Annotated in this window: 23 protein-coding genes; 6 read left to right on the plus strand and 17 right to left on the minus strand. The window is 57.7% G+C overall.

Going from position 1 to position 26551, the window contains the following annotated elements; translation table 11 throughout:
- Window positions 1–16 precede the first annotated feature (16 nt).
- Window positions 17–637, plus strand: a complete 621-nt coding sequence (locus ACYVGS_RS02530) for a LysE family translocator (RefSeq protein WP_460587058.1) — start codon at window positions 17–19, stop codon at window positions 635–637.
- Window positions 638–681: 44 nt separating this feature from the next.
- Here the strand turns inward: ACYVGS_RS02530 and ACYVGS_RS02535 are convergent, their stop codons facing one another.
- The 7 genes from ACYVGS_RS02535 to ACYVGS_RS02565 all read right to left on the minus strand — a co-directional run bounded on the left by ACYVGS_RS02535 (window position 682) and on the right by ACYVGS_RS02565 (window position 9117).
- On the minus strand, window positions 682–1080 hold the full coding sequence (locus ACYVGS_RS02535; RefSeq protein ID WP_460587059.1) for a GFA family protein: 399 nt from the start codon (window positions 1078–1080) through the stop codon (window positions 682–684).
- Window positions 1077–1265: a DinB family protein gene (locus ACYVGS_RS02540; RefSeq protein ID WP_460587060.1), complete on the minus strand. Its 189-nt coding sequence runs from the start codon at window positions 1263–1265 to the stop codon at window positions 1077–1079. Before ACYVGS_RS02540 ends, ACYVGS_RS02535 begins: the two co-directional genes overlap by 4 nt.
- Window positions 1266–1784: 519 nt before the next feature.
- The gene (locus tag ACYVGS_RS02545) at window positions 1785–3338 is read right to left on the minus strand and encodes a hypothetical protein (protein WP_460587061.1); all 1554 of its coding nucleotides are present in this window, start codon (window positions 3336–3338) and stop codon (window positions 1785–1787) included.
- 539 nt (window positions 3339–3877) lie between these two features.
- A complete protein-coding gene (locus ACYVGS_RS02550; RefSeq protein ID WP_460587062.1) occupies window positions 3878–4183 on the minus strand; it encodes a hypothetical protein in 306 nt (101 codons plus the stop codon).
- Between the two features lie 138 nt (window positions 4184–4321).
- Entirely contained in the window at window positions 4322–6109 is a 1788-nt protein-coding gene (locus ACYVGS_RS02555) for a DNA recombination protein RmuC (protein WP_460587063.1), read from the minus strand.
- Between the two features lie 600 nt (window positions 6110–6709).
- Entirely contained in the window at window positions 6710–7531 is an 822-nt protein-coding gene (locus ACYVGS_RS02560) for a DUF3800 domain-containing protein (RefSeq protein WP_460587064.1), read from the minus strand.
- A 470-nt stretch (window positions 7532–8001) separates the two neighbouring features.
- Window positions 8002–9117: a Rieske 2Fe-2S domain-containing protein gene (locus ACYVGS_RS02565; protein WP_460587065.1), complete on the minus strand. Its 1116-nt coding sequence runs from the start codon at window positions 9115–9117 to the stop codon at window positions 8002–8004.
- A gap of 126 nt (window positions 9118–9243) precedes the next feature.
- On the opposite strand from ACYVGS_RS02565, the gene ACYVGS_RS02570 reads away from it, so the two are divergent.
- The gene (locus ACYVGS_RS02570) at window positions 9244–9687 is read left to right on the plus strand and encodes a MarR family winged helix-turn-helix transcriptional regulator (RefSeq protein WP_460587066.1); all 444 of its coding nucleotides are present in this window, start codon (window positions 9244–9246) and stop codon (window positions 9685–9687) included.
- Here the strand turns inward: ACYVGS_RS02570 and ACYVGS_RS02575 are convergent.
- A complete protein-coding gene (locus ACYVGS_RS02575; RefSeq protein WP_460587067.1) occupies window positions 9644–10231 on the minus strand; it encodes an MOSC domain-containing protein in 588 nt (195 codons plus the stop codon). The two genes, ACYVGS_RS02570 and ACYVGS_RS02575, sit on opposite strands and share 44 nt — an antisense overlap.
- Before the next feature lie 334 nt (window positions 10232–10565).
- On the opposite strand from ACYVGS_RS02575, the gene ACYVGS_RS02580 reads away from it, so the two are divergent.
- The gene (locus tag ACYVGS_RS02580; RefSeq protein ID WP_460587068.1) at window positions 10566–10862 is read left to right on the plus strand and encodes a Rho termination factor N-terminal domain-containing protein; all 297 of its coding nucleotides are present in this window, start codon (window positions 10566–10568) and stop codon (window positions 10860–10862) included.
- 37 nt (window positions 10863–10899) lie between these two features.
- Here ACYVGS_RS02580 and ACYVGS_RS02585 read toward each other — a convergent pair whose 3' ends face one another.
- From ACYVGS_RS02585 to ACYVGS_RS02600, 4 genes are all read right to left on the minus strand, one after another.
- A complete protein-coding gene (locus tag ACYVGS_RS02585; RefSeq protein WP_460587069.1) occupies window positions 10900–11235 on the minus strand; it encodes a hypothetical protein in 336 nt (111 codons plus the stop codon).
- Between the two features lie 33 nt (window positions 11236–11268).
- Window positions 11269–12045, minus strand: coding sequence for a PDDEXK family nuclease (locus ACYVGS_RS02590; protein ID WP_460587070.1), 777 nt, complete (start codon window positions 12043–12045; stop codon window positions 11269–11271).
- A 67-nt stretch (window positions 12046–12112) separates the two neighbouring features.
- Entirely contained in the window at window positions 12113–12697 is a 585-nt protein-coding gene (locus tag ACYVGS_RS02595; protein WP_460587071.1) for an HD domain-containing protein, read from the minus strand.
- A gap of 491 nt (window positions 12698–13188) precedes the next feature.
- Window positions 13189–13797, minus strand: a complete 609-nt coding sequence (locus tag ACYVGS_RS02600) for a BRCT domain-containing protein (protein WP_460587072.1) — start codon at window positions 13795–13797, stop codon at window positions 13189–13191.
- A gap of 310 nt (window positions 13798–14107) precedes the next feature.
- Between ACYVGS_RS02600 and ACYVGS_RS02605 the strand changes: the two genes are divergently transcribed.
- From ACYVGS_RS02605 to ACYVGS_RS02615, 3 genes are read left to right on the plus strand one after another with little or no spacing between them, the layout of a single operon-like run.
- Entirely contained in the window at window positions 14108–15106 is a 999-nt protein-coding gene (locus ACYVGS_RS02605; protein WP_460587073.1) for an HlyD family secretion protein, read from the plus strand.
- Window positions 15099–17843, plus strand: coding sequence for an ABC transporter ATP-binding protein/permease (gene rbbA, locus ACYVGS_RS02610; RefSeq protein WP_460587074.1), 2745 nt, complete (start codon window positions 15099–15101; stop codon window positions 17841–17843). Before ACYVGS_RS02605 ends, rbbA begins: the two co-directional genes overlap by 8 nt.
- A gap of 2 nt (window positions 17844–17845) precedes the next feature.
- Window positions 17846–18964, plus strand: coding sequence for an ABC transporter permease (locus ACYVGS_RS02615; protein ID WP_460587075.1), 1119 nt, complete (start codon window positions 17846–17848; stop codon window positions 18962–18964).
- Window positions 18965–19531: 567 nt separating this feature from the next.
- On the opposite strand, the gene ACYVGS_RS02620 is transcribed toward ACYVGS_RS02615, so the two are convergent.
- The 5 genes from ACYVGS_RS02620 to tnpC form a co-directional block, all read right to left on the minus strand.
- The gene (locus ACYVGS_RS02620; RefSeq protein WP_460587076.1) at window positions 19532–19801 is read right to left on the minus strand and encodes a hypothetical protein; all 270 of its coding nucleotides are present in this window, start codon (window positions 19799–19801) and stop codon (window positions 19532–19534) included.
- 625 nt (window positions 19802–20426) lie between these two features.
- The gene (locus ACYVGS_RS02625) at window positions 20427–23111 is read right to left on the minus strand and encodes a hypothetical protein (RefSeq protein WP_460587077.1); all 2685 of its coding nucleotides are present in this window, start codon (window positions 23109–23111) and stop codon (window positions 20427–20429) included.
- 490 nt (window positions 23112–23601) lie between these two features.
- A complete protein-coding gene (locus ACYVGS_RS02630) occupies window positions 23602–24585 on the minus strand; it encodes a type II toxin-antitoxin system HipA family toxin (protein WP_460587078.1) in 984 nt (327 codons plus the stop codon).
- Window positions 24586–24616: 31 nt separating this feature from the next.
- A complete protein-coding gene (locus ACYVGS_RS02635) occupies window positions 24617–24886 on the minus strand; it encodes a hypothetical protein (RefSeq protein WP_460587079.1) in 270 nt (89 codons plus the stop codon).
- The gene (gene tnpC, locus ACYVGS_RS02640) at window positions 24876–26528 is read right to left on the minus strand and encodes an IS66 family transposase (RefSeq protein WP_460587080.1); all 1653 of its coding nucleotides are present in this window, start codon (window positions 26526–26528) and stop codon (window positions 24876–24878) included. Before tnpC ends, ACYVGS_RS02635 begins: the two co-directional genes overlap by 11 nt.
- Window positions 26529–26551: the final 23 nt, after the last annotated feature.

The following is a 26551-nucleotide window of genomic DNA, read 5'->3' on the forward strand; positions in this document are numbered from 1 at the left end:
ACAAGGAGACCCCGTCATGCCCCTGGAACAATGGTTATCCCTCGCCGGCTTCGTACTGGTCATGGTCGGCACCCCCGGACCCAACAACCTGATGCTGATGGCGTCGGGGGTGAACTTCGGTGTGCAGCGCTCCCTGCCCCACCTGAGCGGCGTGGCCTTTGGCTGCCAGATCCTGCTGATGGTCGCCGCCCTCGGCCTGGGCCAGTTGATGGCACTGCACCCGGCCGCCAACACCGTGATGCAGGTGCTGAGCGCCCTGTTCCTGTGCTACATGGCCTGGCTGCTGGTGGCGAGCCGCCCCGAGCCGCAAGACGGTGCGAGGGGCGAAGACGGCCCAGACGCACGCGCGGCGCACCCGATGAGCTTCTGGCAGGCCACCCTGTTCCAGTGGGTCAACCCGAAGGCCTGGCTGATCACCACCGTCCTGGTCGCCACCTACACGGACCCGGCCCAGATGCTGGAGAGCACCGCCCGGGCCTCCCTGGCCTTCCTGGTGGTGGGCACGCCCCTGCTGTTTTTCTGGAACGCCGCCGGCCAGCTGCTGCAACAGTGGATACGCGAGGACCAGCGGCTGCTCTGGTTCAACCGCAGCATGGCCGTCTTGCTGCTGGGCTCCCTGTATCCGCTGGTGGCCTAGTCTCGGCTGGCGAGGGGCTTATACCGCCCGGAGGGCCGTCCTGCTCACTCTGGCAGCCCGGCGAACCTGGGGGTATCCGGGAACTCGCCATCCCAGGCCGCCTTGCTCGCAGTGAAGATGTGCGCGGTGGGTGCCATGTTAACGGCCGTATCCAGGCACCCCGCCGGGACCACGACGCCCGCCGGCTGGACGCCCGGCAGGGCCGAGCCACAGTGCTTGCAGAAGCTCTTGCTGTGCCGCGTACCCGGGAGGGTGAAGGTTGTCACGGCATCCTCCCCCGAACGCCAGGTCAGGCTTGCAGACTGGGAAAAGAGATTGGCCGCATGGGCAGAACCGGTGTCTTTCTGGCAATGCTGGCAGTGGCACAGGAAAAAGGCGTCAAAGGCGCCCTCCAGGTGAAAGCACACAGCGCCACACAGGCAGGAGCCCGAATGTTGGGTCATGAGTCATTTTCCTCCGGTATTAGGGCCAACAGGTCGGTCACGCCGACGGCAATACCCGCCTGGGCGAGCAGGGTCGAGACCTGGCCACGGTGATGGGTCTGGTGGTTGAAGAAATGCAGCAGCAGATCTGCCAGCGATCTCGGGTGTGTGAGTGTGCTAGGGTTCGAGAAAAAATACATAGTCATAGGTGCAGGACGTCTCGTCCTGGCCGGGTGCAAACCTGGAGTTGAGCAATGCCCGGCTGACTGATGAGATGAAAGAGTGGCAACCTGCCTGAATCTCGACGGGGGCTACTTGGGTGACCTTACCGTCTGCGGAGAGGTCGAAAGACAGGCGGACGTTGAAGCAGGGTTGTACATCCTCGATTGATCTAGAGCCGCAGAAGACCCTGGGGAATATGGGCTGCGCCAGGGTGATGGCTCTTTCCAAGCAGGTTTGGGCGGCGGGCTGGGGCGCCACGGCTAGCGTGAAGATGAAGGCTGCCAGGGTTGTGTAGGGCTGACTCATAGACGCGTCACTGAAGCTATTTGGATATTTGTAACACCGTCATTTTCATTCATGCCCCCCTGGAATTGCTCAACGCCCCGGTTCAGCGACGGGGCGCGCAGCGGACCGTCCGCTGCAACCGGTTTTTAGGCGCAGACACGCGCCCGCCGACACGTGATTCGCCATTCTGGTACACATACCGCACTCGCCTGGTGGAATCACTCCAAACTCATCTTGTTGTTCAGGAAGCACAGCACGCGACCGTCTTTGGTTTCCACCCGGTCACCGAACCCGTCTGGAAACTGTTCCAGCCTGCGTTCGCGCACCTCAATCCTTTCCTGGTTCAAGTAGTGGTAATAGGCGTCGTGATAGAGAAGTCCATTACGGAAGCGGTACGGATCGTCTCGGGTTCCAGAACCAAAGAGGTCCCGCCCGGGCTTCAGCTTCGACCCTTTGAGCAGCCGCATCTGTTTGATGCGTTCTGCGGGTTCACTTGCACGTCGTACAACATCAAGTCTGTGTGCGATGGTCATCGATGCAGTATTACGATCTAGCATCGCATCGAATTCGCAGACATTCGCGAGGAAGAGGGTCAACTGTGCGGCAAGTGGCCTGTGACCAAATTTCCAACCTTCACCGCCTGCTCCCAGGAGGTCGCCTCCCGTACCCACAGTTCCGTGCACGATGTGCGAAAGGAGTCCATAGGTTTTCAGGAATCCGGGCTGTGCGTCATCCAAGGCCTTGAGGGGTCCGAGAACATTGTAGGGCTTCCGAACGGTTTCTTGCCATAGGGTTCTCCAGGATGACGATACCTCGGATGGTTGCGAACTGCCTGCGAGTACACGAGCGATCTGCTTTTCCGCCTCCGCGAACGCCTTGGCGACCTCAGGCGCGTTCGGAGCCTTCTTCTCCGCCCGTTCCCAAACTGCTCGCAACTTTTCTCCCATCTCGATCACTACGGCATGATGTTCAAGCATTGACCGGATGGCGAGAGCCGCGCCGAGCACGTTCTCCGTGTTGATCAATCGTGCTGCCTGACATGCCAGAGAATCCAATTTGTGCTCAGTCACGTTGATCGCGAAATTTAAGCCGGAAACCAAGACCGAAAGCCGTCCGTTGTCGTCGGACGGGATGGTTCCGGCAATCAGGTGCGCGGCATCTTGAGCAAGTCGGTGTTCTTGCGCGACGAGGAACGCATACCTGTTTTGCCCGGCAACTGTTTTGAGAGCCTCCGGCCAAGAATCTAAAGGGACCGAGTTCTCCCTCAAAGCGCGGATTGCTTCGACATCAGTCGGTAAGTCCTCTAGTGCGCCCCAATTGCTCCCGCAGGCGGCACGGTGACGGAAACACTCGACGGCATCGTCCCATTCCTTCTTCCCCAGTGCTAAGAACGCTTGCTTCAGCGACGAGATCGTCTCGTCGGCCAGAATAAGGTACGGATCTCCCAAACTTGTCTGGTCCGCCTTTGTGAAGTCTTCGCGACTATCATGGCCATCTTTTGCCCACGGAAGAGCAAGGAACGTCTCGTAGATTGCCGTGAAGGCCTCGACGAGAACCTTGGCGGCCTCAATGCCGTGAGGGCGCACGGACAGGACGTGACTACCGTAGTTCGGATGGACGTATTCGCTGAGCCGGGCGAAGGCCCGCTGGAGAGATTCGGGACGTGTAGAAGCCAATGCCGCATCAGAGGCCTGCTCGATCAGCTGCCCCTCTGTTTTAGTTTGAAGCCTTGGTAGGACTCGATACATCAGAGTGACAATGGCATCGGCCATGGCATCACCGTCCAAACAACCTTCTTCCCGAGGCGACAGGACTGTGGCGGCCGCCCGAAGGACATCAAGTTCCTCTATCTGACTTCGTAGGATGAGTGCGCTCAGGTGAAGATCGCCCGAGTTCGCGGATTGGTCGAGCGCTGCCTCGAGAAGTAGCCAGCGGGGCCACACACACGCTCTGAGAAGGGGTTCGATTTTCTCCTGGATAAACCTGACAGAGGATACCCGCCCTTTTGCCAAATGTCCTGCGAGAAGTACGCGCTGGACATCGGACCAGTCTTGTACCGGCGGAGGCACGTGGCACCCTTTCTGTCGTTCCTCTGAAAGTTCATCGAGCCGCCGCGTCGCGTCCACGAGCTGGGTGTCCCAGATCGGCCGCCACGGTCGGAATATGGGTGTGGTCAGCATAGCTCTCCTTAAGCGCTCAAGATGGTCCTCATGCGCCTAACACCAGCCGTAAGCGGCGGCTGAAAGCGGTCTGGCTGAGAGCCACAGGCCCGGAACAGACTTAATGGCCTTGTTAACTAGTTTTGGCGTGTTCACTTAAATTGCACCCAAACACCACCGACTTTTGCATGGACTTCTCTGACAGAGCGGCTTGCGATTGAAAAGTGGCTTGCGATTTTTCTCTTTTCGTTGATTCGAGAACGCCAACGGGAGGCATAGCCCTTATTCAATACTCCATCGATCATGGCATCTTCGGTTACGGGCTGCTCGCCTTCCCCAAGGACGTTATGGCCTTCCTTTGCGGTGACCAGCCTAAAGCTCCCGTTCATGGTGGTAGGCCACACTGTACCTCCATCAGACAGAACAAGTTTGATTTGATCTGAAAGTTCGTAGTTCAACTGAGATTCCCTTCTTCTAGTTAACGCCTTGGCTCAGGTGCGTTTGAGGCGACGCCGGCTTTTACGGCACAAAAAGTGGGTGGCGGGTCAAACGTTACCTGCAGCGATTTGTAAGATGCCAACTGCACTGACCTAAGATTAACTGTCGGAAATGGCCACCTGCTCCACATCATCCTTGAATTGCTCTATTTCCGCCAGGTCGTCGCTACCGGCGTCCAAGTCTGTCAAAGCCAAGGTTCCTAGTGATTCAGCACCTGGAAGCTGTTCAACCGAACGTAGTTTCCGCTCCATTGCGCGTGTGCGAACCGAAGTCTGGTCAATTGTTTTCGATGCCGTATTCAACTGCTTTTTGACCTTGGCTAAGACATCCCCGAACTTCCCAAATTCAGTCTTGACCGCAGCAAGCACACGCCAGACTTCTGATGCGCGCTGTTCGATTGCGAGTGTTTGGAATCCGACCCTCAAACTGCTCAAAATTGCCACCAGGTTTGTTGGCCCAGCCACGACAATTCTGAAGTTCTGTTGCAGCTCTTCAACCATGGCAGGTTGGCGCAAGACTTCGGCATACAAGCCTTCGGTGGGGAGAAATAATATCCCGAAGTCAGTAGTTGCTGGGGGGTTGATGTACTTGTCGTGTATTTCCTTCGCCGATGCTTTTACAGTACGCATTAAAGCGTCCGTTGCCGCCTGAACCGCAATCGGGTCTGCTTTGTCAGCAGCATCTTGCAATCGTGCATAATCTTCCTGCGGGAACTTGGAATCTATCGGTAGGTGAACGACACTGTTGGGGTCGTCCTTTGGTCCGGGCAATCTAACCGCAAACTCAACACGCTCCATGGTATCAGGCTTTACACATACATTTTTATCGTATTGATCTGGCGTTAAAATTTGATCAAGGATAGCTCCGAGTTGAACCTCGGCCCAAGTGCCTCTCGCTTTCACATTCGTAAGCACCCGCTTTAGATCGCCCACGCCACTGGCGAGGTTTTGCATTTCACCCAAACCCTTGTGAACAGCCTCAAGGCGATCACTTACAAGTTTGAAGGATTCGCCCAAACGCTTTTCCAAAGTGTCGTGGAGCTTCTCGTCCACGGTCTTTCGCATTTCGTCCAGCTTCTTCTCGTTGTTGGTTTGAAGCTCCTTAACCCTTGCGTCGAGCGTAGTGCGTACACGCTCAATCGCGCCTTGGTTGTTTGTATTTAGCTCTTTGAGCTGTGTGGCCACACCATCCAACTTCTCTTGTTGCGCCTTGGCCATTCCGTCAGTGGCTTTGACGATAGTTTCTCCCGCCATCTTGAGGCCATCCGCCATCGCGCCGCGAATTTCAGTGAACTTCTTCTCGTTTCCTTCTTGTAACTGCCCAACACGCTCATCCAGAGTTTTCCGAACTCGGTCAATTGATGCTTGATTTGCATCGTTCATTTGTCGCAACTGACCTGACATGCCCTCGAGCTGTTCTTTTTGCGCTTTACCTAGCTGGGTTGCGGACTCCGTAAATTTCGTTCCAACCTCCCGAATACCTTCCGTCAGGGTCGTACGCATTTCTCCAATTTTTTTTTCGTTTCCATCTTGAAGCTCCTTCACCTTGCCATCGAAGGTGATCCGGACGTTTTCCAGTGATTCCCGGTTTGATGTCTCAAACCCCTTCAGCTGCTCGGTCATTCCTCCCAATCGTTCAAGCTGCACGTTGCCCATGGATGTGAGCGTACTTGTCAACGAATTGGTGACCGACTGAAAATGGCCGGAAATCTCTTCTCGCAGCGCCTTAGCCGAATTTTGAGCTTCTTCGCGCCCAGCACGTAATTCGCCCTGCACATCCTGTCTTTCTTCTCCAGCCGACCGACCGCCCTTTAGCATCGCAATAAACGCAAAGATTGCCGCGAGAAAAGAAAACCCACAGGCCACCCATAATAGTTGTTCTATCATCCTCATCCTCCAGCAATACTTTAGTCGGTCGATCGAACAAAGAAATTCTGAAACCGACAGGTTTTCAGCAGCGCTACCAATAGCAACCAGACTATCGCAACCCTTCCCTTGGCATCTAACGCCCCGCTCAGCTGCGGATGGTACGGAGCGTATTTTTTGTTAATGTTCGAGCGCATGCGAGTAACACAAAAGGCGCGTAGCACCAGCCGTCAGACTGGAGCGGTTTGTTAAATTATTTGTTGAGTATGTGTAGAAATTCAACCAGCTCAGGATACTCAGGCCCTTTAAGCAGATCTACATTACCTTTACTAGCAACATTGTAGCTATTCCTGGCTTTGTTAAGACGCTCCAGCAAAGGAAGAACTAAACTATTTACGCGCTCCACGAAGTCATGGAGATCTGAATAGCTGCTTGGAATTTTGTACCCACGATTGCAGCTAGCTATTATTACCTCCTTATCCCTTAACTTGGCTACGATCTGTGATCTAATAGCGTGCTCTGAAACGCCCCTAAACCCACAACTTTCTACATGCTGTAACAAGTCCCTAGTTGCAATATAGTCATCTTCTGAAGAAAGTCGGCTATTGAAAACCAGATAACTTAACACACACACACTTGAAGCTTAGTTTCTTCGTCACTATATTTTTGGTGTTTTTCGATAAATATTTCTGCTTTAGAAAGAGCGTGAGAATGGATGAAACGATCATACTCCTGACTTGTTTTGTCCGGTTCGAAATATGCCTGATGCTTAGTTGGCCATTCTTTTAGATCCAATGCCTTGGACTTAAGCAAGGCTCTATAACTTTCAATCAAAGCTGGATTGGACTTTCCTTCATATACTTTAGCAAGCGTACCAACAAGAAAATCAGCTAGCTGGACCAATACATTGTCATGACTTGAAACTAGGTTTAACTTAGAGTCCCAGAACAGATCCGGCTTGTGGTTCTTTTCTATATATTTTTGAAAGCTTAGCTTAAACTCATCCCCACCATGCTCGTCGGCGAAAACCGTAATACTCGGATAGTTTTCAAACAGTTGCTTGTAAAGAAGGCCATTTATAAATTTTAAAAATGGCTTTTTATACTGAAACCCACCATCACGCTTTAAAGCATCTTTCTCTACAACTACTGCGTAAAACTTGAAATTTAAGCCCAGTATGCGTTCAAGTATTTTTATTCGGCGCGCATGACCATCTTTATCCCTAACACTACTAGATTTTATTTCGCCTTTTTGGAAATACTTCTTCCGAACAGCTTCGACTTCCCGCCTTATCAAATTAAACCGGTGATGATCTATGATCACCGCGCAGACGATAAAATACTTGGACACATCAATTTTGGATGTATCTAAATCCGGGTTCCCCGATTCATCAATGAAAGCTAGAGTTTTGATAGACTTCCGTTTCCCGTAATTTAACAACATATTAGCAAGACCACGCCGACTAGCGTCCGGCTCGCTAACTCCATAACTGAAACGCCCCTTACAAGAAAAAAATTCCAGCCTTTCATTAACATAGGCCCTTAGCTCTATCGAAATCTGGAATTAGCAAGCCCGCACCCTTCGCCCCCACCATCAAACCTGCCAAGGAAAACCCCTCGAATACTCAAGCTCTTACATGCTTGCGCCCATCAATCTCGGCCCTGGGCCGGTGAAAAACCCAACTAACCGGTTATACCACGCCAACCAAAGCCACCAAAACACGCCATGCGCCAAGCCGCGACTCACGTCACAGCCTGGATCGGCGCAAGCAAAATCAAAGATGATCGTATGGAAAATCGAGGAAGCGCCACAGGATAACCAGGGCGACGTATAGCAGGGTAAATTCGGCGACCCAGCCCCATCTAACCAGCAGCCGGGCCACCCTTCACTGAGCCGTCAGGTCGACAATTGAATCACGGCGCGCCCTGAAAGCAGTCCGCCTCAAAGCCATCCCCATGCCGCTGCGAGGCATCCGGGAAGCCGGGCACGGTGTGCACCCCATCAATCGCCTGCTGCACCTTCTGCGCCTCATCGAGCGGCATGTAAAACTGTCCGACCCACTGGCGCAGGGTGCGGAAGCGACCGTCGTGCTGGGTCTGCATCACCTTTAGGGCCGGTTGCTTGTTCTTCCAGATCTCGAAGTCCGCCGCGAAGGTTTCCAGGGCCCCCGCCTGTTCGACGCGGGCCCGCTCCCGGGCCTCGGCTTCCGGCAGGTTGTCGGTGTTCAGGGTCAGTGCGGCGTGCCACACCCGGCTGATGCCATCCTCCACCGGGGTGTTGGCGATGAACTCGTAGCGCACCTGGTCCAGGTACTGCTGCTTGGACAGCAGAATGCCCGGCCCGGTGTACCAGGTGACGGTTTTCAGATCCGCCTGGTAATAGTCGAAGAAGCCGCCCTGGCGCTGGATCACCCGGTGGCCCTGGAATTCGTTCTCCAGGTATTCGCAGGGGGCGCCGTGGGTCGGGCCGAGGTGGTGGACGTCCGCCATGTTGTCGAGGATCTCGATCTGGTGGATATCGATCTCCCCCAGGTGGTCCAGCTGCCAGTGCATGGCGTTGGGCGCATCCCAGGCCGGCAGGTAGGGCGGCTCAAACTGCGGCGGCAGGCCCTCGGGGTCGTGCCACATCATCACGCAGCCCATCAGCTCGCGCACCGGGTAGGCACCAATCGCCAGCTGCTTCGGGCACGGGCCCTTCTCGTAAGGAATTTCCTCCAGCTGCCCGTCGGCGCCGTACTTCCAGCCGTGGTAGGGGCAGCGGATGGAGTCACCCTCGACGTTCGCACCGGACTTCACGATATGCGCCGAGGTGCTTTTCGCCAGGTGGGTGCGCATGTGCCGGCAGTAGGCATCCAGCATGGCGACACGGCCGGATTCCCCCCGGTACAGCACGTAGTCCTTGCCAAAGAAGGTGACGGCAACGGGGGTTGACTGGATCTCGCTCGACTCGGCGACAACGAACCAGCCCCGCGGGAAGGCATGGGGACCGAGGCCGTAGTCTGCGGCGGTGGCTTTTATTCGACTGGACATGACGGGACTCCCTCACTAGGTGAACTCGCGAGGAATATAGTTGTAATATACAACTGTTGTCAACAGCAACACTCTGTTGCGACCCATGGCGGTATACTGGTGGCTCCTTCGCACCAAAGCCTTGCCATGGATATCTCCACCTCCCTCACCTACCACATCACCAAGACCGGCAACATTCTCCGGCGTCTATCCGCGCGCAAGATCCGCGACGCCGGTCTGGATATCACGCCGGAGGAATCGGTGCTGTTGAACCAGCTCTGGGACCGCGACCAGCAGAGCCAGACCGAGCTGGGGCAGTGGTCAGTCAAGGAGCGCTCGACCGTGACCCGCCAGATCGATTCGCTGGTCAACAAGGGCTATGTGGAGCGGCGTCAGCGCCCGGACGACCGGCGCAGTGTGTGCATCGCCCTCACGGACAAGGGAAAAGCCCTGGAGGCGCGCTTCGAGCACACCGGCATCCGCCAACTGGACGAGGATCTGACCCAGGCGCTGGCCGGGGGCTCCGGGGATATGCTGGAACAGCTGATCAAGGTGCGCGAACGCGCGCTGGCGGAGTTGCAGGACGTCTGAGAACCTTGCCTATCACGTCGCCTGTCGCGACCTTCCCCGCCTGTATCACCTTGGCGTTGACGCCCCGCAAGTTCAGCTGCTTGCCCCGCTCAGAATTCACAAATAACGCGGCGTCCCTGCCGAAACGCTCCATAAACTTTTTGCAACCCAGGTGCGGCTCAGCCGTGATCTCGATAAGTGCCGAGCCAATTTGCAAGCGGGTGCCTGGCGGCAGGTTCTCTTCGCTCAGATCCAGGTCCACATAGAACTGGTCACCCGCCAGCTTCCAGCGCGACCGGGTCTGGGCAATGAGCGAAATGACCCTGGCATTCATCAGATTGATCTGCATGTCGGGATGGGCGGAACCATCGGCTGTTTTGTTGTAGCCCCTGGCGAACCAGTTATCCCCCACCAAGCCCAGCTTCAGGTCCAGCTCGCCCTCGGGGACCTCCTCCCTTTCACCGACGTCGGGTCTTCTCACGATCAGTTCCACCGTCCCCTCCAGCCGTGGTGACTCAAGGATGGAGGGCAGGCCCTCTTCCAACTCTGCGGTACTCAAAAACACACGCCTATCTCCCTGTTTTCGCAAGGTGCGCTGACGTCCGGGGGTAAGCCAGGACTACGGAGCGTCCTTCCCGACACCGAGTCGCTGCAACTGGGGTCCCTTGTCGCTCAACGCGCCAACATCACCGGCTGTTATACCCCAAGGCTCATATCCGATCACCCCTTACGCGCCTCGAACGTCAGGAGCCTCGCCCGCAGGTCATCACCCTCCTGACCCGTGAGTACTGTATATCGATAGAGCAACAACGACAGCTCATCGAACGCAGCCGGAACTGCGCAGCCGCGGCCATCTTGTCTATACTGCCTGACTCTGGCCCATTCAATGGAGGTGAAATATGCCCAATGCATGGAGCAAGAAGGACGAACGCCAATACGAGGACATAAAAAACAGCCAGCTGAAACGTGGAGTTAGCCTGGAGCGCGCCAAGGAAATCGCGGCGTCGACGGTTAACAAGCAGCGCCGCGAGGAAGGACGAACGCCCAACAAGACCACCCAGGGAACCGGAAACCCCAGAACGCCGCTGGAGGATCGGACCAGGAAAGAACTCTATAACCGGGCGAAGGAGCTGCACATACAGGGGCGCAGCACCATGAACAAGAGCCAGTTGGTAGCGGCTATCAGAAAACGCTAGCGGGACGGCTTTCGGGTTAGTGTAATTACCCAGCACTTTACTGCTCAGACCAGGCCGTCAGCCGATCAATATAGGCACACCAGGCCTGACTCGCTCGCTCTGGTACATCGCGCTGGCCCCGAACACCGAGCTTGAATTCGACCACGGACTTCCATTCATCCGAACCAATATCCGGGCCATGTCCATGCCCGTCACCCGTGGGCACTTGCTCCTCTACCGCTGCATACCAGGCATCCGAGCAGAGCGCCTCTGCTGCCGGCGCGGAATCGGGTGTCTCATCCAGCCCGGTGCAGCCCGCCGTGACAGCAAGCAGGACTGCCAGGCAAAACCGCACAACCATTGCGCCCATCTCGAGATATCGTCGATCAAGCATGGCTGCACCTCCTGTCATCATCAAAGGGGAAGCTTACGCCGACACCCGCGTTCGGCACTTGGGAAAAGCACTACAGCCCCAGAACACCTGCCCTGCATTCGCGCCAGAGTTGGCTTTCCGCAGAACCATCGGTTTGCCGCACTTCGGACAGACCCGCGACGCGGGCTTGGCTTCATGGCGCTCAGGGGTGACGGCCTCACCCTCCCGGCCAAGAGCAAACTCAGCGCTCGGGGACGATGCTGGAAGTTCCGTAGAGTACGCTACGGGTGCGGGCCTCTCCGCCACGGCGAGAGAAACAGTCTCCTCGGTGACAGCCGCTGTGGGAGAAATGGCGGCCGCTATCTGACGCTGTATCTCGGCGAGAGCATAGGACCTGGCCGCTTTGATACGCAGAAGCGGCAGGCCGGCCGACTGGCATGCGCCGTTTAGCAGATCGTCCCGCTTCCGCGCCTTTGATGATCCATGACTCGAGTCGTCCAATTCGACCGCTAGCGTGATTGCGCAATCGGCAGGCTCGCAGACGATGAAGTCGAAGTGTTTTGAGGAAATGGCATTGAACGCTCGCTGCCAGTCGGCCCGCTTGAGCCCCTTCTCGGGCGAAATGACGTCGGCAACACGTACTTTCGAGAAGACCACGCCAGAGTTACCGACCGCCTGCACAAGCACCCCATAAAAGGATCGCTCGGCCTTCGACATCAGATAATTCGATTTCCGGTAGGGGTAGGCTCGCGAATCCCCCTTTCCCTTGGCCAGCAGCAAGAGAAAAGCGATTCCGGTAATGACGAGCACAAAAAACAGCAATGTTTTCATATCTTTTGTCTAACTGACTAGTACCAGTCTCAACGAAACAGCTCAGCTAACCGCGTAAATTTGGCTGTTAAGCGTCTTTTAGCCACCCTTGTTGCACCGCGTGCTCAACCCTTGAAAAAATCCATCTATATATTTCGGGTTGTTCATCTTCAATGAAACGATGCATTTTTAAAACCTGACTCTTACGAATACCATTTTCCCGCCATGCCAGGCCCTCGCTTGTCATGTTGTGAAGAAACGGCATCAGCCGGTCAATGACTTTTAGCAACTTTGCCTCCTTGCTGTCACCAACCTCCTGCTCATCCCAAAGCATCAAGAGATTTGAAATTGGATTTCCTGGATGCGAGGAAATTCTTTCAACACATTCACGTTCCTCCGCATGAGCGTTGAGTCTGTTCGCGCTGTAGAGAAACGTATCACCCGCTTCAATCTCACCAAGGTCATGTACTAACGCAAGTTTTATGAGCTTTAACACGTCAAAATCATCTTCGAGCAATTCGGAGAACGCCCAGCAAGCCATGGCCAAGTGCCAGGAGTGTTCAGCGGAGTTCTCTACACGCTCGCCTCCGTTGATATAGGTTCGACGATTTATCGATTTCAGCCCATCCAGCTGGAGTAGAAATTTTGATAACTGCGTAACAGTATCGGCCACGTTGCCTCCTAACCTCTGACATAACCGGGAGGAAAAATCCTAGCTATTTGGAGATCCAGGCACTGCCCATCGGCGCAAAATATTAGGCTCTTGTTAGATGCCATCACCATTAGGTCCTCCCTCGACCAATATCCACTTGATGCCCCAAAGATCGCCTCGTGCGAAGGACGCGCAGCTAGAGTCATCGTAGCTTCTTGGCTGACGTAACCGTGACATCTGTTTGCAGTGACTCAAAAAACCGGCACACTTCTCCGAAAGATATCCATGTTGATTGAGAAACTTAGCCTCTGAGATGAGATGCTCAATACGTGGAAGGCGCTCTCTCCGCGAGTGAGCGCCTTCTTCACAAAATGCTTGAAACTCCGACTCTAGCTTCTCATAGACCTCTTCTTGTCTTTCCATTACTCTCCACCTAGCATCCGAGATAGGGGCTCCACTTCGAGTAGTGGCTTGGAGATTCAAGCGAACCGAACTCGTTGCACCACATCAAACTACAACCCCGCTTCATTTGCCCAGTGCTCTTCGGTAACGATTACAATGGGCAAACCATCTGCTCGGTACTGCACCGCTTTCTCAATTTTCCGGCCGAAGGATTCATGAATCCAACTGTCTGTCACGTACGTTCCAAGCACAAGGTAGTTAAGCGACTTTGTGACGCCCTTGGCATTGATGGCACCCAATGATTCGATAGCAGCCTGACACTCTCGCCGAGTACCGAATGCGCAAGTTCCGGTGAACAGGAAACTTGTAGTATCAAAATTTATCCTTGGTGCCGGATCATTTATCGGCAGCGAGGTTGCCTTTGCCAACTCACCAATAACGGAACCCTCACCTGCAATCGATTGCAGTAAGCTCAATAACTCCGCAGACTCTTCGGCGTCTAACACGCCGTCCTCCAGGACCGATGAAATTTTCGCAAGCAGGTTCGAGACGACGGGGTTTTCCGACGCCTGCCTGTTCTGAATGAGCCATGAAAGAAGGAATTTTGCTTCCGCCTGGCTCACTTTTCCGTCAGCAACTAGCCCCTTACTGAGGCCGATCAAAGTATCCACCTGCCGATCCTGGATGCCCTTTCGGTTGAATCGTGTGAAGATATCCATCCCTACCCCCTGGTACTGAGCAGTTGCTCAAGTTTTTATTCGCACACCTGATCGGGTGTTCTCGATGTACACACATTCGCATGTCCTACACGCAGCGTTGTGGCCCCTACACCGGCAAAAAACCCACCACCCCGCTTATACCACGCCCCCAGAGCCCACCAAAACACGCCCTGCGCCACACCGAGCGGCTCGTCACAAGCCGTGCTCCTGGCTCAGTACCAAGAATCTGAGGCCACATTGATCCGGGTCACCCTCGCGGCAATAAGCTCCTCTATACTGGAGCTTTGTGCCACACACCCAAGGACACCCCATGGCCGCACCCGCCGCCAAAACCGCCACCCGCTTCCTCCCGGTCCTGCTGATCCTGGCGGTCGCCGGCCTCGCCACCTGGTACCTGCTGCCCGACGGCGAGGCCCTGCCCGTGCACATCGCCTCGGGCAACGGCCGTATTGAAGCCACGGAAGTGGACATCGCCACCCGGCTGCCCGGCCGGCTGGAATCCTTTTCCGTGCGCGAAGGCGACATGGTGGAAGCCGGGCAGTTGCTGGCCGTGATGGACACGGATGAGCTGAAAGCCCGCCTGGCGGCGGGCGAGGCCAACCTGCACCAGGCCGAGCAGACCCGCCACCTGGCCGAGGCCGTGGTGGCCCAGCGGGAGAGCGAACGGCGCTATGCCTACGGCGAGCTCAAACGCATGCAGACCCTGGTCGAGCGCGGTCACGCCTCGCAGGAGCAGCTGGACCGCACCCGCACTGCGGCGGAAACCGCCGATGCCGCCCTGCAGGCCGCGCGGGCCCAGGTGGCCTCCGCCGAGGCCGGGATCGAGGCGGCACGGGAGGCCATCCACCAGATCCAGACCAATATCGACGACAGCCAGCTCAGCACTCCGGTGGGGGGGCGCATTCTCTACCGCCTGGCGGAACCCGGCGAGGTACTGGCGGCCGGCGGCAAGGTGGCCACGGTGCTCGACGTCACCGATGTCTACATGACCATCTTCCTGCCCACGGCCCAGGCCGGGCGGGTGCGGGTGGGTTCAGATGCGCGCATCACCCTGGACGCCCTGCCGGATTACGTGGTGCCGGCGGAGGTCAGCTTTGTCGCGGCGGAGGCACAGTTCACGCCCAAGTCGGTGGAAACCCGCAGCGAGCGGGAGAAACTGATGTTCCGGGTGCGTATCCGCATCAACCCCGACCTGCTCAAGACCTACCGCGACCGGGTCAAGACCGGCGTGCCGGGCGAGGCCTTCGTGCGCATTGACGAGAGCCAGCCCTGGCCGGACAGCCTGACCGTGAAGCTGCCCAATGACTGAGGCCGTGGCCCGGCTGGAGGGCATCAGCCACCACTACGGGCACACCACCGCGCTGCGGGACATCACGTTGGCCATCCCCGCGGGCTGCATGGTGGGTCTGATCGGCCCCGACGGGGTGGGCAAGTCCACCCTGCTCGGGCTGATTTCCGGCGCCCGCCAGCTGCAAACCGGCCAGCTGGAAGTGCTCGGCGGCGACATGGCCAGCCACCGCGTGCGCACCCGGGCCGCCCCGCGCATCGCCTACATGCCCCAGGGCCTCGGCGGCAACCTCTACCACAGCCTGACGGTGGACGAGAACCTCGCCTTCTTCGCCGACCTCTTCGGCCTCAGCGGCCCGTCCCGCCGGCAACAGATCGACCGCCTGCTGGAGGCCACCGGTCTGCTGGAATTCCGCGACCGCCCCGCCGGCAAGCTCTCCGGGGGCATGAAACAGAAGCTGGGCCTGTGCTGCGCCCTGATCCACCACCCCGACCTGCTGATCCTGGACGAGCCCACCACCGGCGTCGACCCGCTCTCCCGCAAACGCTTCTGGGATCTGATCGCGACCATCCGCCGCCAGCGCGCCGGCATGAGTGTGCTGGTGGCCACCGCCTACATGGAAGAGGCGGAACACTACGACTGGCTGGTGGCGATGAACGACGGCCAGGTGCTCGCCACCGGCTCCCCCGCCGAGTTGCACCGGCAGACCGGCACCGACAATCTCGACGATGCCTTTATCGCCCTGCTGCCCGACGAACGCCAGGAGCCGGCTGCCGACACGCAGCCCCGAGAGAGAACGGCGCCAACCACCAACAGCGGCAAGAACAACGGCAGCCCGGCCATCGTCGCGGAACACCTGACCCTGAAGTTCGGCCACTTCACCGCCGTGCGCGACGTCAGCTTCGCCATCCCCAAGGGCGAGATCTTCGGCTTCCTGGGCTCCAACGGCTGCGGCAAGACCACCACCATGAAGATGCTCACCGGCCTGCTCACCCCCACCGAGGGCACGGTGGCGCTGTTCGGCGAGCCACTGGACGCGAAGGACCTGGCCACCCGCCGGCGGGTCGGCTACATGTCGCAGTCGTTTTCCCTCTACGGCGAGCTGAGCGTGCGCCAGAACCTCGAGCTGCACGCGCGCCTGTTTCACCTGCCGCCGGCAAAGGTCGCCGAGCGCATCGCCAGCCTGACCCGGGAGTTCGGCCTGGACGAGGTGCTCGACCACCCCGCCGGCGCCCTGCCCCTGGGGGTGCGCCAGCGCCTGTCCCTGGCGGTCGCGGTGGTGCACGAACCCGAGCTGCTGATCCTGGACGAGCCCACCTCCGGCGTGGACCCGGGGGCGCGCAACCGCTTCTGGGATCTGCTGATGCGCCTGTCCCGGGAGGACGGGGTGACCATCTTCATCTCCACCCACTTCATGAACGAGGGCGAACGCTGCGACCGCATCTCGCTGATGCACGCCGGCGCCGTGCTGGCCTGCGACACCCCCGCGGCCCTGATCGCACAGACCGGCAGCGACAGCCTGGAAGGCGCCTTCATGACCACACTCGAGGCGGTGGACAAGGAGCCGGAGCGCCCGAACGGCGGCGAGCTGCTGAGCCAGGACCAGCGCGGGCAACCGGCACGCCACAAGGCCTTCAGCCCGCAGCGGCTGCTGGCCTACGCCCGTCGCGAAGCGCGGGAACTGCTGCGCGACCCGATCCGCATGGCCTTCGCCTTCCTCGGCTCCGCGCTGCTGATGCTCATTCTCGGCTACGGCATCACCCTGGATGTGGAAGACCTGCCCTTCGCCGTGCTGGACCGGGACCAGACACCCCAGAGCCGGGACTACGTCGCCGCCCTCTCCGGCTCGCGCTATTTTGTCGAGCGCCCGGCCCTGTCCACCGCCAAAGAGCTGGAGCGGCGCATGCGCTCGGGGGAACTGAGCCTGGCGATCGAGATCCCCGCCGGCTTCGGCCGCGACATGAAACGCGGCCGCAATAACGAGCTGGCGGTGTGGGTGGATGGCGCCATGCCCTTTCGCGGCGAGACCATCCTGGGTTACGTGCAGGGCATGCACGTCAGCTACCTGAGCGAACAGGCCCGGCGCGCCTGGGGCGAGGTGCCCCGCCTGAGCCTGGTCAGCCTGGAGGACCGCTACCGCTACAACCAGGACTTCCGCAGCCTCGACGCCATGGTGCCGGCGGTCATTCCCATCCTGCTGATCTTCATCCCGGCCATCCTGATGGCCCTGGGCATCGTGCGCGAGAAGGAGCTCGGCTCGATCACCAACCTCTACGTCACCCCGGTGACCCGGCTGGAATTCCTGCTCGGCAAGCAGCTGCCCTATATCGCCTTCAGCATGGTCAGCTACGCCAGCCTGGTGCTGCTGGCGGTCACCCTGTTTGACGTGCCGCTCAAGGGTGGCCTGCTCTCCCTGAGCCTCGGCGCCCTGCTCTTCGTCACCGCCACCACCGCCCTGGGCCAGGTAATGTCCACCTTCGCCTCCACCCAGATCGCCGCACTGGCCGCGACCGCCATCATCAGCATTCTGCCCACCGTGCAGTTCTCCGGCCTCACCGAGCCGGTGTCCTCCCTCAGCGGCGCCGGCGCCTGGATCGGCCCCTTCTGGCCGGCTACCTGGTTCTTGCAGATCAGCCGCGGCGTCTTCACCAAGGGCCTGACCCTGGCCGACATGCAGGGCGCCTTCCTGACCCTGGCGGCCTTTATCCCGGTGCTCACGGGCCTGGCCATGGTGCTGCTGCGGAAACAGGGGCGCTGACGATGGAATCCCTCGGCAATATCTGGCACCTGGGCATCAAGGAACTGCGCAGCCTGTGGCAGGACAAGGTGCTGATGATCTTCGTGCTGGTGGCCTTCAGCGTGATGATCTACACCGCAGGCTCCGCCGGCTCCATGGAGCTGCACAACGCCCCGGTAGCCGTAGTGGATGAAGACCAGAGCGTGCTTTCGAACCGAGTTATCAACGCCCTGCAGCCGCCCTGGTTCCTGCCGCCGGAGCCCGTGCGCTACGACCAGATCGACGCCCTGCTGGACCGGGGCAGCCACACCTTCGCCCTGGTGATCCCGGAGGGCTTCGAGCGCAAGGTGCGCCAGGGCCAGCCCGTAAGCCTGCAGCTGAACATCGACGCCACCCGCATGAGCCAGGCCTTTATCGGCACCACCTACATCGAGCGCCTGGCCATGACCGAGGTCGCCGAGTTCCTGCAGCCCGGCAGTGCCAGCGAGGGCCTGCCGGTCAGCCTGGTCACCCGCGTCAGCTTCAACCCCAACCTGGACGGCACCTGGTTCGGCGGCGTGATGGAGCTGATCACCCAGGTCACCCTGATCAGCATTATCCTGACCGGCGCCGCCCTGATCCGCGAACGCGAACACGGCACCGTGGAGCACCTGATGGTGATGCCCATCCGCCCCTTCGAGATCATGGCCTCCAAGGTCTGGGCCAACGGCCTGGTGGTCCTGCTGGCCGCGGCCGCGTCCATCACCCTGGTGATTCAGGGCTGGCTACAGGTGCCCATCGCCGGCTCCGTGTGGCTGTTCCTGCTGGGGGCGCTGATTCACCTGTTCTCCACCACCGCCATCGGCATCCTGATCGGCACCGTGGCCCGCACCATGCCCCAGTTCGGCCTGCTGTTGATTCTCACCATCCTGCCCCTGCAGCTGCTGTCCGGTGGCATCACCCCGCGGGAGAGCATGCCCGAGCTGGTGCAGAACCTGATGCTGGCCGCGCCCACCACCCACTTTGTGAGCATGGCCCAGGCGATCCTTTACCGCGGTGCAGGGCTGGAGGTGGTGTGGCCGCAGATGCTGGCACTGGCGGCGATTGGTGGGGTGTTCTTCTCGGTGGCGCTGGTGTTGTTTCGGCGGCATTTGTCGGTTTGAGGGGAGTGGACCCGGCGACGGCTAGTACCAGGTTTCGGCGGCATCCCCCGAGGGGAATTACGATGGCCGCGCTTGGGGACTGCCATGAACAGGAACAGCCGGTCAGGCATTTCTCTGAAGCCACGTTTCGACATCGAGCCCCTCACCTATGGAAATACTGAAGTGTGTCTGCAGCCATTCGACTGTGACTGAGTGAATGAGCATCCAACGAGTCGACTGATGAGACCGTGACTGTGCGAAGATAAAATGTCTGTTACGTTCCAGCGTCTGGAGCTGGTAGACTTTGTTGCGCGTGCCCTCTGGGTAGTTTGCATGATAAAACGACAGTTGAAAATTGCGACCACCTTTGGGTGTAATCTCATCGACCCGAATTGGAGAGCGGGATCGGATATTAGAGCCGAATTCTTCACCAATTATTTCGGCGGCGTACCAGTGACTCCTCTTTAATGTGAATCTATCCATAAACAAGTTAACGCCTGAGATCAGGCGTATTTTAGACGATGCCTGTTTTTGCGCAAACAAAAATGGGCAGCGGGTCAAATATCGCCTGCAGCGATTTGTTATACGTCATTGTGGCACGGAGCAAAACTGGATGAACTTCTTACCCAGTTCGGTCACGCGCCCACCACGTCCTAGCAATTCTAGGCCTTGACCTGAGGTCATCGTTGAGAAAATTGACTTATCAGTATTCAGAAAGCCGTACTGATAGAGATCTCCAAAGGCCGACTTGATAACTTCAACGTTGACGCCGGGTACCGCCACCGGAAAGAACATTGAGAAACCGCCTCGTATTTGATTTTGAGGGATTTGCATCTCCTCGAGGTAGCGATCCGGCATAGCGGCGAATTTCAGTATTCTCAGGTGTAGAGCAGAAAGTGAGTTAACAAGATCTAGGAAATATTCGCGTTCGGCAGCGGGGCGCTAAACCCGATTGCAGAGTTGACCAGAATACCTCGAAATGCCTCGACTTTCTCTGGCTGATAGTTGTCTGCTACGCCGCGAAAAGACTGCTCAAAAATGAATGCGAAATCCTCTGTGTGAAGGAGTTCGTCACGGACCTCATCTTGAAGGCGTTCTAGGTCTTCTGAAATTTTCTGGGCAAACTCTTCGAGCCTTTTGAACCTTTCAGATGGGATGTAATCCGTAATCAGGGAGGCTAACCCTCCGCAGAATGGGGCTGTAGCAAGGCCAGCCTTTAAGACATTAAGTAGATGCTCTGACGTTGAAGCAGACTGAGGTTGGAGTACGCTCGGCGGTTTCAAATCTTGAGATGTAATGGCGATCTTCCTAATGACTTATAACGGCAAAGGTCACCGGCGCCCGTCAGGGCGTCCGGTGCACCGCCTTGTTGGGCGCGATTAGCTCAAGGGTTTCTCAGGGAAGCCCCCGATTTATTGCTCCTTAGACGTCTAGTACAGAGTCAAGGTAGCCGCATACGCACTAATGGCACGAGCTTCTATGGTTAGGAAGGCAAACGAACTTCGCGAAATGCCTCACCAAGCTGAAGCGCCGCACTTCGCCTGTCGCCCATGTCGACCAGCATGTCGAGGATCCGCAGGAATTTCTGAGCTATAGCCAGTGTCATTGGTGCGTCACGATGTGCAAAGTGCTGAACCAGTTCTGCGATTCGCGCCGGAATGAACGTTCCATGCCAACCCTTTAGATTGTCGGGTCCGTCGCCGATAATTGCGAGCACTTGGTCCGCGAAGGCTTCGGCCGGATAGTTGGCCCTAGCTCGCTCACAGAGCGTCAAGAACGGGTCCATCACGGAAGCAGCCCATCCGCCAGCGCGAATGAAACGATCAATCAATGGCAGAATGCGGCTGATTTCGGACCAGTCGCCATTCACGTAGCGAGCGGCCAAGTCCGCGCGCTCGACTGAGACAAACATCAACGTGCGAACGAGCTTGGGTTGATCGAAGCCTGAGAATTCTCCGCTTCGGTAGGTGTCGCGCATGAAGGCGGGGGCCTGGAGAAGCCGCCCGAGACAGAGGTCAAGCGTCGCGACCGCGTCGGCTGGAACGACCGGCGCATCGTACAGGTAAGCGCAGACGTAGGTGCTCGCGAGTGGAGAGAGGAGAGCCCAGCAATTGTCGCCTTTGAGACCCAAAATCGGGTCGAGGAAGCGGGCCTGAAAGTCAGCAAGCGGGATAAGGCCAGCCACGTGACCCAACCTTGATCCGAGCGTATGCGTCCACTCAAAGATCTGGGTCGCTGACCGATCACGGCGTCCAGGCTTCACCCTCGGTGGCGCATTTTTCTGGTTGGTCCAGTCGAGAACACTGGCAAGGAAGTCGAGAAGCACGCTCTTTGCACTGCTGTTTATAACCTCGTCGAAGGGGATGCGCTGAAGGACTTCTGCAGCCTGCTTTGAGTGCCAGAAGACATCCGGTTCACCCCATACCTCAGCAGCGTCGGTTGCATCATCCAAGTCGTAATCTTCATATCTTTGATGCCCACGCCGACCCTTCCCGGGTTTGACCTTCACCCAGGCTGGAGGCGGTAACGGGAGAGGCGCCCATCCTCTTCCATACTCATAGAACGCAAGCGCCGCGTTGACAGCTGCTTGTGCTTCATTCGATGTATGGATTGCTTCACCGTGTTGACGGAGCTGGTCCCGCGGCCGAGAAGGAACGTGGCAGAGTGAAAATGCCAAGATCAGCGCGGCCCAAGTCAATTTGGAGTCGTTAGGCCAAAGCTTGCAGGCTTCTTCGAGCGCGGCCAACGAAACGACTTCCAGTGGGTGTGCAATCAGCCCGAGGAGGTCGCGAGTCGCACCGCGTGCCGCTGTACCTTCGCGGAGATCCGCTGCGAGGCCTCGGGCCACATAGATCCCCTGGTGCCATCGGACGACGGAACTGGGGGACCACATCAGATCGAACTTTTCTGGCAGACGGATCGCGCGTCCCAGGACACCACGAGCCCACTCAAGGTCTTCGTGTGTACAGCCTTCTCGGAAGTTAAGCACTATGGCCGCCGTGGCGGTGACTGCACCCCGACGCATTCCCAACTGTTCTTCTTCATTCTCGCTGCCCGGGTGTTCGAATAAGTCTCTGGCGTCCGCTTCCTTGGACAACACAATGGCATCCTCTATCGTATAGGTGTCGTTCAACGTCTTCTCTTCGAATGATTTGGATGCCCACGTCCAAAGGCCGGTCAGCCTGAGGTACTTAGTAGCCTCTTCGGCCCTGGCGACATTTTCAGGCTGAGCAGCAGATGGGCTGACGTGGACAATCGCTATTTGATCCGAACCCTCTTCCGTGCGGTAGGCCTGATAGTTTTCTGTGTCAGCCAACTCGGCATATTCGAGGGCCTGCTTCGTGAGGTCCTCCCGTGCCTCAGGAATGTCGCGGTGCTCTTCGTACTGAAATGGCAGATCGTTCTTGAAATTAAGTATTGCTTCACGGGCTTGATCACTGATCGGTCCAGGCTCAAAGATGAACCTGGGCACCATCCAGCTAAGCTGTGTCTTGCGAACCGGCCGGGCATTTGCTGCTTGGATCGCCTCTACGTGCGGCATGTCGGTGCGTTGCGTGAAGCCGATCATGTTCGCAGTTGACGAGAAATCTTGCGCCATTCGGTTATGGTCTGCCGCCAACAGGCGCTGTGAGGTGAAGAGCGGCAACGTCCCTTCGGACACCGTCTCAGTATGGAGCGCAAGCATCGACGCGACGCCTAGGATAGCGATACACTCGTTCCCCTCGACGATTCGCTGGATCAGCTCGTCGACGGACCTGTTACGCTCAAGCTCCGCGAAGCACCACTCCTCAAGCGCCATAAACCCGCAGCCGATGGCATTGGGCGCCCACGTCGACCGAAACCAAAGATACTCCCGGTCGGTGCCCCAGAACCTTTGGGTGCCCCAGGGAAACGTCAGTTCTAACGGTATGGGGGTGCCATCACGGTCTCGTGAATAACGATGTAGCTGTCGCCACGCGGTCATCGCGTGATTGCACAATTCCCGAAAGAGACGCAGGGCCTCGTCGGGTGATGATTGGAAAAGTGAGTGAAAGGGCTCTCTAAGCGGCGAAGGGGGCGAGAAGCTTCGGTAGTCGTCGTGGATCGAAAGCCTTTCCCAGTCATGGGAACTGAAATCGCCGACCGTTCGCAAAGAGTTAGCGTTCATTCCAGGACGTAGTTGACTCACCTCACGTCACGAAGGGGCCGCAGTAATCCNAGATGATGTACTTGATAATCTCGATTTTGAAAATCGTGAAGATATTTTAGAACAATATTTTTCTAATGAAGCATACGCCTATCATGCTCGGCCAGATGAGTTTGTTCCAATAACAGGCTATTATGTCGGGAAAAGACCTACATTTAATCATCTAGAACATAGTGTTAAGTTCCAGTTTGAGAGACCGTCTCTCGCTAAATAGGTTTTGTAGATTAACCCGCAACAATGGAAGGAACGCTGATTTTCTGATGGATCGCGACATCCAAACCCTTGGAACGTTACATGTCCAAACATTACATAATTTGTCACACACGATAGAGCAGAGCGGGGGCGCTTCCTGTCATGAGGAAGGTATTCGGGAAGCGATGCAGAGTTGGCGTGAGGTGATTCTGCGGCTCAAAGCACGGTGTGCAAAATGACTGGTTGTGTCTCCGAAAGGCTTGCGGTACTGCTGAATACCTTATAGTGGCGGCAAAGATTTCAGGTGCTTGTCGAGGCTCTCAATCATCTCGCTGGTCAGGCCCAGATGGTTCCTGTCTTTTTGCCACTGTTCATGAAACTGAGCCGCCGTTTCTTGCGCCGTTCGTAAGGTGAGCGTTTCAGGCAGCCTTGCTTTAGCGGCAAGGTGAGAGAGTTCATCTTGTGTAAAGCCGTCAAAGCGTTTGGTTCTGCTGAAATTCAGTGCCGCCTTATTATCAGGCATAAAGGCGATTGTCGAAACCAGGTCATAGGCAGGGGAGAGTGCTGCGCTCCGGCGATCCTTATAGATCATTGACCAGTTCTTCAGGTGCATGTCGGCATTGCCGATCAGTGTGTTGTAGGTAAGTCGCCTGATAAATTCCGCGATATCAGCATCCGAGCCTTCCGCGCCGATGACGTTGGCGATATTCCGGTAGCTCGCTTTTTCGTACTTATCGCCTGGATAGACACCGAATATCTGTGCGAAGTCCTCTATATGAACCGGACTGCCGTCGGCCTTGCGGTCAAAACGCCTGACCGCAAGCGCCTTGCCTTTCAGGCTGCCGATACCGGACGGAAGATTGCCGATATCCTTCAGGTCTATCAACCTCACTTCCGGGACATCCATGCCGATCTGGCCAGCGAGCGTCATCATGGCGTACTCGTTTTCCGGTACGCCTTCGAACTGTGTCGATGGCAGCTTTACGATCCATGAACCACCAACACCTTTTGCCGGTATCGTGAGGCCGCCGGCAGCTTCCTGAACCGCTGAGAATTTCAGCTGGACACCAGCCAGTGAAAAGCGCAGCGCCATTTCGTGCCTTTCGTTATCCTCGTCGCCACCTTCAGCCGTTTCTGGCGGCCAGCTTTCGCCATCGGTCGGTCTTACAGTCACCGCGCCAGGCAGATCGCGGCCCAATACCCATAGCAGGAAGAACTCCCGGACGGGATTGACTCCGGCCTGCCGTGCCAGATAGCTGCGCATGTGTTAGCGTTCATTCCAGGACGTAGTTGACTCACCTCACGTCACGAAGGGGCCGCAGTAATCCCGGCGAGATTTTGTACTGCTTCCTGCCGTCCTCGCCCAGCACGATCACGGTCTTCCGGTTGATCTTGGTGACAATGCCCATGGTGGGGCCCTCCTGGGTCTCGAAGGTCACCTTCTGACCCACCCGCAGCTGACTCAGGGCCTGCAGAGTTTCCCGGTCCTGCAGTTCATCAATGCGCTGGCAGATCACGCGGTTCAGTTCCAGCAACTCATCGATGGTCATGTCTTCAATGCGCATGGATGAGCTCCATCGGATGCTGGGCTTGCCTGTCCGGGTGACGCGGGTCGGCCAGGGACCTCAGTGGCTGGCCGGCGAACCACAGTTTCCAACGTCGTGGCGTCAGGTCAGCTACCTCACTGGCCGGGTGTTGGCTGATGCGTTGCAGCACATCCACCAGGTAAGTATACGGATTCAGGTCATGCAAGCGGCAGGTGCTGATCAGGCTCTGGATGATGCCCAGGTGCTCGGCACCGAGTTCGGTCCAGCAGAACATCCAGTTCTTTTTTCCCAGAGGAATCGGGCGCAGGGCTCGTTCAAGGTGGTTGGTATCCGGTTGCACATCCGGGTCTTCCAGGAAGACCGTCAAGCTGCTTTCGCGGCTGAGCACATACTTCAGGGCTCTGGTCAGTGCATCACTCGGCAGCAGGCCCCCGCGTTCCAGCTGATCCCGGCACCACTCGAAGAAGCGACTGACCACCGGCTTTGAGTGCTCGAGCCGATACTGGCGCTTCTTTTCGTCCGTCAGCTGCCGATCCCGGATCTCGGCTTCGTTCTGGTACAGTTTTGCGATTTGCTGAAGGGCCTCGGTGGCCTTCTCCGGGTGCTCATCCTGGGCATTTATGAAGTACCGGCGACTGTGTACCCAGCATTGCGCGTGGGTGAGGTTGGCCTGCTGTTCGGCATAGCGGGCATAGGCGGCATAGCCATCACTGATCAGCGTGCCGGTGAACTGCGTGCCCAATACCTGTTCTATGTGAGCGCGACCCCGACTGTTCGAGTACGTGAACACCACTTCGTCGGCATCGCCGTACAGCGGCCAGAACCAGCCGGATTTCATTGTGCCTTTTTGTGGCCCCGCCCGGCCCTGGTGGCCGGCCTTGATCGGTGTTTCATCCATCGCCAGCACCCGGCTGCGCAGCACATTCTCGGTCTGGGCATCGACAATCGGTCGCAGCAGATCGATGGCGCGCTTGACCAGGTTGGTCAGGGTACTGCGGCTGAGGGTGATACCTGCCTGCTGGATGCGCTGGTGCTGGCGATACAGCGGCAGGTGGAACTGGAACTTGTCTACCAGCAGCCCGGCCAGCAGGCTGACATCCGCCAGGCTGTTATCCAGGACATTGAACGGCGCAGGGGTGGTGATCGGTTTGTTGTCGGCACCCTTGCGCCGGAACACGGGACGTTCGTGTTGCAGCACCACATAACTGCTACGCTGGGCCAGCCGGTAGGTGGTTTTGGTGCCGATGACAGCGTACTGGTCGGCGTCTGGCCCGGTCAGCTCAGGCGGCAGTTGCTGGATAACTTCGACCGGCACCTCAGCCGTAAAACGCAGGCCGGTATCATTCAGGCAGTCGTCGTCCCGCTGTTTCTTCCCGGTGCCGCGCTGATATGCGCGCACCGGACGCTGCTCATGCTCAGCAGGCGTGTCTGGTGGGGGCGCCTCGCCCCGCTGAAACAGACTGTCCTGCCCCGGCAGGTCATACACCTGCTTTTCGGACTTGGGACCAAACAGCTGCTTTTTGAACCAGTTCAGCTGACGGGTCAACTGCTGCAGGGCTTCGGACTGGACTGCCAGCTGCTCGCGCAGCAGGGCATTCTCCTCGGCCAGTGCCGAGTAAGAAGGCGCGTCGGACTGCGGTGCGTAAGCCGTTGAATTCATGGCCGATATTATACCCGAAGCCG

The organism is Haliea atlantica (genome assembly GCF_054779855.1).

Coding starts and splice junctions, on each gene's coding strand:
- ACYVGS_RS02560 (WP_460587064.1), bottom strand. CDS start 7,531: ATGTTGTTAAATTACGGGAAACGGAAGTCTATCAAAACTCTAGCTTTC.
- ACYVGS_RS02600 (WP_460587072.1), bottom strand. CDS start 13,797: ATGGATATCTTCACACGATTCAACCGAAAGGGCATCCAGGATCGGCAG.
- ACYVGS_RS02540 (WP_460587060.1), bottom strand. CDS start 1,265: ATGACTATGTATTTTTTCTCGAACCCTAGCACACTCACACACCCGAGA.
- ACYVGS_RS02605 (WP_460587073.1), top strand. CDS start 14,108: ATGGCCGCACCCGCCGCCAAAACCGCCACCCGCTTCCTCCCGGTCCTG.
- ACYVGS_RS02580 (WP_460587068.1), top strand. CDS start 10,566: ATGCCCAATGCATGGAGCAAGAAGGACGAACGCCAATACGAGGACATA.
- ACYVGS_RS02545 (WP_460587061.1), bottom strand. CDS start 3,338: ATGGCCGATGCCATTGTCACTCTGATGTATCGAGTCCTACCAAGGCTT.
- ACYVGS_RS02570 (WP_460587066.1), top strand. CDS start 9,244: ATGGATATCTCCACCTCCCTCACCTACCACATCACCAAGACCGGCAAC.
- ACYVGS_RS02585 (WP_460587069.1), bottom strand. CDS start 11,235: ATGCTTGATCGACGATATCTCGAGATGGGCGCAATGGTTGTGCGGTTT.
- ACYVGS_RS02565 (WP_460587065.1), bottom strand. CDS start 9,117: ATGTCCAGTCGAATAAAAGCCACCGCCGCAGACTACGGCCTCGGTCCC.
- ACYVGS_RS02590 (WP_460587070.1), bottom strand. CDS start 12,045: ATGAAAACATTGCTGTTTTTTGTGCTCGTCATTACCGGAATCGCTTTT.
- tnpC (WP_460587080.1), bottom strand. CDS start 26,528: ATGAATTCAACGGCTTACGCACCGCAGTCCGACGCGCCTTCTTACTCG.
- ACYVGS_RS02530 (WP_460587058.1), top strand. CDS start 17: ATGCCCCTGGAACAATGGTTATCCCTCGCCGGCTTCGTACTGGTCATG.
- ACYVGS_RS02630 (WP_460587078.1), bottom strand. CDS start 24,585: ATGCGCAGCTATCTGGCACGGCAGGCCGGAGTCAATCCCGTCCGGGAG.
- ACYVGS_RS02620 (WP_460587076.1), bottom strand. CDS start 19,801: ATGCCGGATCGCTACCTCGAGGAGATGCAAATCCCTCAAAATCAAATA.
- ACYVGS_RS02635 (WP_460587079.1), bottom strand. CDS start 24,886: ATGCGCATTGAAGACATGACCATCGATGAGTTGCTGGAACTGAACCGC.
- ACYVGS_RS02535 (WP_460587059.1), bottom strand. CDS start 1,080: ATGACCCAACATTCGGGCTCCTGCCTGTGTGGCGCTGTGTGCTTTCAC.
- ACYVGS_RS02555 (WP_460587063.1), bottom strand. CDS start 6,109: ATGATAGAACAACTATTATGGGTGGCCTGTGGGTTTTCTTTTCTCGCG.
- rbbA (WP_460587074.1), top strand. CDS start 15,099: ATGACTGAGGCCGTGGCCCGGCTGGAGGGCATCAGCCACCACTACGGG.
- ACYVGS_RS02615 (WP_460587075.1), top strand. CDS start 17,846: ATGGAATCCCTCGGCAATATCTGGCACCTGGGCATCAAGGAACTGCGC.